General features: G+C 71.5%; 5 protein-coding genes. 2 read left to right on the forward strand and 3 right to left on the reverse strand.

Annotated features, from left to right (window positions below; translation table 11 throughout):
* Positions 1-699: 699 nt before the first annotated feature.
* Together AAG801_RS40815 and AAG801_RS40820 are read left to right on the forward strand one after the other, a co-directional pair.
* On the forward strand, positions 700-1,299 hold the full coding sequence (locus tag AAG801_RS40815; protein ID WP_341893579.1) for a DUF3617 family protein: 600 nt from the start codon (positions 700-702) through the stop codon (positions 1,297-1,299).
* 41 nt (positions 1,300-1,340) lie between these two features.
* Complete coding sequence (locus AAG801_RS40820; protein WP_341893580.1) at positions 1,341-1,589, forward strand: DUF3297 family protein; 249 nt, start codon at positions 1,341-1,343, stop codon at positions 1,587-1,589.
* A gap of 15 nt (positions 1,590-1,604) precedes the next feature.
* On the opposite strand, the gene AAG801_RS40825 is transcribed toward AAG801_RS40820, so the two are convergent.
* The 3 genes from AAG801_RS40825 to AAG801_RS40835 form a co-directional block, all read right to left on the reverse strand.
* Positions 1,605-2,447: a DUF3014 domain-containing protein gene (locus tag AAG801_RS40825; protein WP_341893581.1), complete on the reverse strand. Its 843-nt coding sequence runs from the start codon at positions 2,445-2,447 to the stop codon at positions 1,605-1,607.
* 86 nt (positions 2,448-2,533) lie between these two features.
* On the reverse strand, positions 2,534-3,514 hold the full coding sequence (locus AAG801_RS40830) for a DMT family transporter (protein WP_341893583.1): 981 nt from the start codon (positions 3,512-3,514) through the stop codon (positions 2,534-2,536).
* A gap of 33 nt (positions 3,515-3,547) precedes the next feature.
* Positions 3,548-4,132, reverse strand: a 585-nt coding sequence (locus AAG801_RS40835) for an AraC family transcriptional regulator (protein WP_341893582.1), incomplete at its 5' end; no start/stop codon positions are given.

Consider the following 4,132-nt stretch of genomic DNA (forward strand, 5'->3'; position numbering starts at 1 on the left):
GTTCGACTCAGCGAAGTTGCAGTTGGCGGCTTGACGCAAACCATAGAACCTCATGCGGCGGCGGTCGACGCTGCGCGCCGACTCCACTGCGATGCTCGCGCCGGGGTCGTGCCGCAGAACTCACTTCGCGACCTGCGGTCGCTGCGTTCGGACAACCGCGGCAAGTCAGATCACGAAGCGCGCTCACGCGCGCCGACCCCGGCGCTGCGCTTCTCGTCGCCGCCCAAATCGCCCCCAGCGGGCAGCGCCTTCCGCAAGGTCCACCACTGGGGTTCCGCGACCGGCAGGCCACCGCTGGTTCAGCAAAGGCGCGTGCGGGCAGGCTGGAGCGCGCCTCTGAGGCGCTGAGCAGTGCAGGGCTTGCGGCAGGCGCGCGGCAGCGCGCTTCGTGAACTGACTTGCCGCCGTCTGTCTGAGCGAAGCGAACGAAGTGAGCGCAGCGAGTTGGGCGGCCTGCCGCGAGCCCGAGCAGCGCAAGGAAGTCGGCCCTGCGGGCCGACCGCCGAAGCGAAGCGCGGAAGCCTGTCCGCACGCGCCTTTGCCGCTCCGACCTCAACCCGCACAGCAGACGTCGAACTTCCGCATAGGGCCGCAAACGGCTGCTGCAGACACGCCCCTTCCTTGGTCTCGGCAAGCAGTTCCGCATGAGAAGTCTTGTGCGCGACACTTCATACCCCCGCGACTCCCGGAGCCGACACCATGCCGACCATCCCGCGTGCGTTCCTCTGCCTCGCTCTGCTGCCCGCACTCGCCGCTGCGCAGGACACCATGCCGCGCCGCAAGGCCGGCCTGTGGGAAACCTCGATGCAGATGCCCGGCCGGGCCGGTGCGACGATGACGGCGCATCACTGCATCGACGAGAAGACCGACGAGCAGGCGCAGCGCCGTGCGCTCGACCAGGGCCCCGACACGCGCTGCGAGCAGCGCAACGTCAAGCGCAGCGCCGGCAGCTACGAGGCCGAGTACAGCTGCCAGGGGCCGCGCGGCAGGACCGAGGGCAGGATGAGCCTGAAGGGCGACTTCGACAGCCGCTACACGATGGACAACCAGATGCGCTTCGACCCGCCGCGCGGCGGCATGCGCGAGGCGAAGATGTCGATGGAAGGTGTCTGGAAGGGCGCTTGCCCCGCCGACATGAAGCCCGGCGAGATGCGCATGACCGGCATGGGTGGCATGGGAAGCGGCCGGGCCAGCGGCCCCGCCGGCGGCCGGCAGATGACACCCGAGCAGGCGGCCCGGCTGCAGCAGATGATGGAGCGGATGAAGCAGCAACAGCAGGCGCCGGCGCCGACCAGGTAGACAATGCGCAGCCTGAACACTCCCGCCACGCTGCCCAGCCCATGAGCGACGCCCCGACCCCGCCCCCGCTGCCCGACCGCCTGTCCATCGACCCGCGCAGCCCGCACCATGTGGCGGCAGTGTTCGCGCACGAGGTCGGCATCCGCTTCAACGGCAGCGAACGTCAGGATGTCGAGGAGTACTGCATCAGCGAAGGCTGGGTGAGGGTGCCCGCCGGCCGCACGGTCGACCGCAAGGGCAACCCGGTGATGATCAAGCTGAAGGGCCGCGTCGAGGCGTTCTACCGCTGAGCCCGGCCGTGCCGCTCAGCGCGACGACACGATCGCCTGCCGGAAGCCGGTCAGCCAGGCCTTCAGGCGACGCTCGTTGGTCGTGCCGATGCGCACCATGATCTTCTGCCCCGACGACAGCGCTTCGAGCGTCTGATCGACGAACTCGTAGCGCACCCACGGCCGCGTCGACGGCACCTCGCCCTTCACTTCGGTCAGCCGCACCGCTGGCGGCAGCGTCGGCTCGGGCGCGGCCAGCAGGTGGTCGACCACCTCGACCAGCCGGTCATTGAAGTGGCCCCTGGGGTAGCCCAGCTCGGCGTAGGCCTGCTGGAACAGCGGGTAGAGGCGGCGGTACAGCGCCGCCGCCCGCGACGGTTCGACCGAGGCGACCAGCGCGACGAAGGGCTCGTAGCGCCTGGCGTTGTCCGGCGCGATCAGTTCGGCCTCACCGGCGACCACCCGCTGCAGGCGGCCCGGCGACGGCTGCACCGGCCACAGGCGAGGCGCGGCATGCGGCCGCGCCAGGTTGTCGATCGTGACGACAGCGCGGCGCACGAAGCCGTCGACGTTCAGGAAGGCCATCACGCCCTGCCTGCCGATCAGTTCGGCGAGCGCGGCCTGCACGACGCCGTCGGCCTGGTCGAGCGCGGGCAGCGGCTGCACCGCCGAGGCCGCGGCGAGTGGCTCGATCGGGTGTTTCGGGCCGACGTCGGCCACCGGCGCCGAAGCTGGCGGCGCTTCGGGCGCGGCGGCGGGCGCCTCGGCGTAGGGTGCCGGTGGAGCTGGCTTGGCGCGGTACAGCCACCAGAGCGTTCCACCGGCGCCGGCGATCGCGACCAGCAGCCCCGCGATCAGGGCGATGTGGCGAGTTTGCATGCGGCCTCCGCGGGTGTCTTCAACGAGGGTGGGATCACAAGACTACGCCCAGGTTCGCGCGCAGGTGTATCCAGATCCTCAGTTTTTCAGTTCGGATGCGCGTCGGCCGTCTCCGGCACGGGCCGTGCGCGCAGCGCCCACAGCACGCCGGCGACCAGCAGCACGACGCCGGCCAATGTCTCCGTCGCCGGCCACTGGCCACGCAGCACGAAGGCATAGGCCAGCGCCGACAGCGTCTCGAACACGATCAGCTGGCCGGCGACGGTCGGCGGCAGGCGCTGGCTGGCCTCGTTCCAGCACAGCGTGCCCAGCCAGGAGGCGAGCAGGCCGATGGCGAACATCAGCAACAGGAAGTCGGCCACGCGCGGGCCGAAGGGCATCACGAACGGCGAGCCCGACAGCGCGAACCAGGCCCAGGTGAACGCGTAGCCGACCAGCGCCAGCGGCAGCGTCGCCAGGCCCTGCGCGGTGGCCCAGCCGCGCGGGCTGCGCTCGGGGTGGGCGCGCAGCCATTCGGCGTTGCGGATCGGGTACCAGGTCCAGCAGGCCACGGCGCCCACCGCCAGCGCGGCGCCGAGCACATAGCTGCCGAGGTCGGCGCCGGGTTCGGCCTTCAGGCGCTCGATCTCGACATGGTTGACCAGCGCGATGCCCAGCGCGATCAGGCCCAGCGAGGGCGCCAGCTGCGACCAGCGCAGCGGCTGCTCGCGCCGCGTGCCGGCGCGGTGGCCGCGCAGGTTGGCGGTGATGGCGATGACCACCGGCAGCGTGCCGATGATCATCGTCGGCAGCGGCCCGCCGGCGCGCTGGATCGCGCTGGCCAGGAACAGGTAGTAGACGACGTTGCCGACCAGCGCCAGGCGCAGCGCCTCGCGCCAGTCGGCGCGCGTCAGCTGGCGCAGCGTGCTGCGGTCGAACCAGGCCAGCGGCAAGGCGATCAGGCCGAAGGCGAGGTAGCGGCCGAAGGACTGCAGCGTGGCCGGGTACTCCGGCAGCAGCAGCGGGCCGACGAAGACCAGGCCCCACATCAGGCCGGCGGCGAGGGCGAACAGGGTCCCGGTGAACAGCGGTGCGGCAAACATGGTGGCCGCGAGTGTCGCCTAGGGGCTTCGCGCCGGTCTTGTACCGAGTTGCTGCTGGTAGCGCGCCGGCGTCACGCCGTAGCGCTGCGCGAAGGCACGCGTCAGGTGCGCCTGATCGGCCAGGCCGGTGGCGGCGGCCACCAACGCCGGCGCCTCGCCGGCGGCCAGGCGCCGCTTGGCCTCGAACAGGCGCAGCGCCATCAGCATCTGCTGCGGCGTGGCGTGGTAGGCGCGCTTGAACTGGCGCTGGAAATGGAACGGGCTGAGGCCCGCCACCGCGGCCAGTTCGTCGAGCGTGATGCGTTCGGCCAGGCGCTCGCGCAGGTGCTCGACCACCGGCGCGAAGCGCGGCAGCGCCGACTCGCGCGCGCCGGTGTCCACCCGCGCCACCGGCCGTAGTTGATCGAGCAGTTCGAGCAGCAGGCCGTCGAAGGCCAGCGGCTCGTGGGCATGCCAGAGCTGGCGCAGCAGCCGGCCGACGCGGCGTGCGCGTGGCGCATCGTGGCCGACCGCATCGGCGAACCACCAGCCGCGTTCGCCGGTGAGCTGCGCCAGTACGTCCGCATCGATGTAGGCCATGCGGTAGCGCCAGCCGGCGGACGT

The organism is Variovorax sp. YR752 (genome assembly GCF_943372545.1).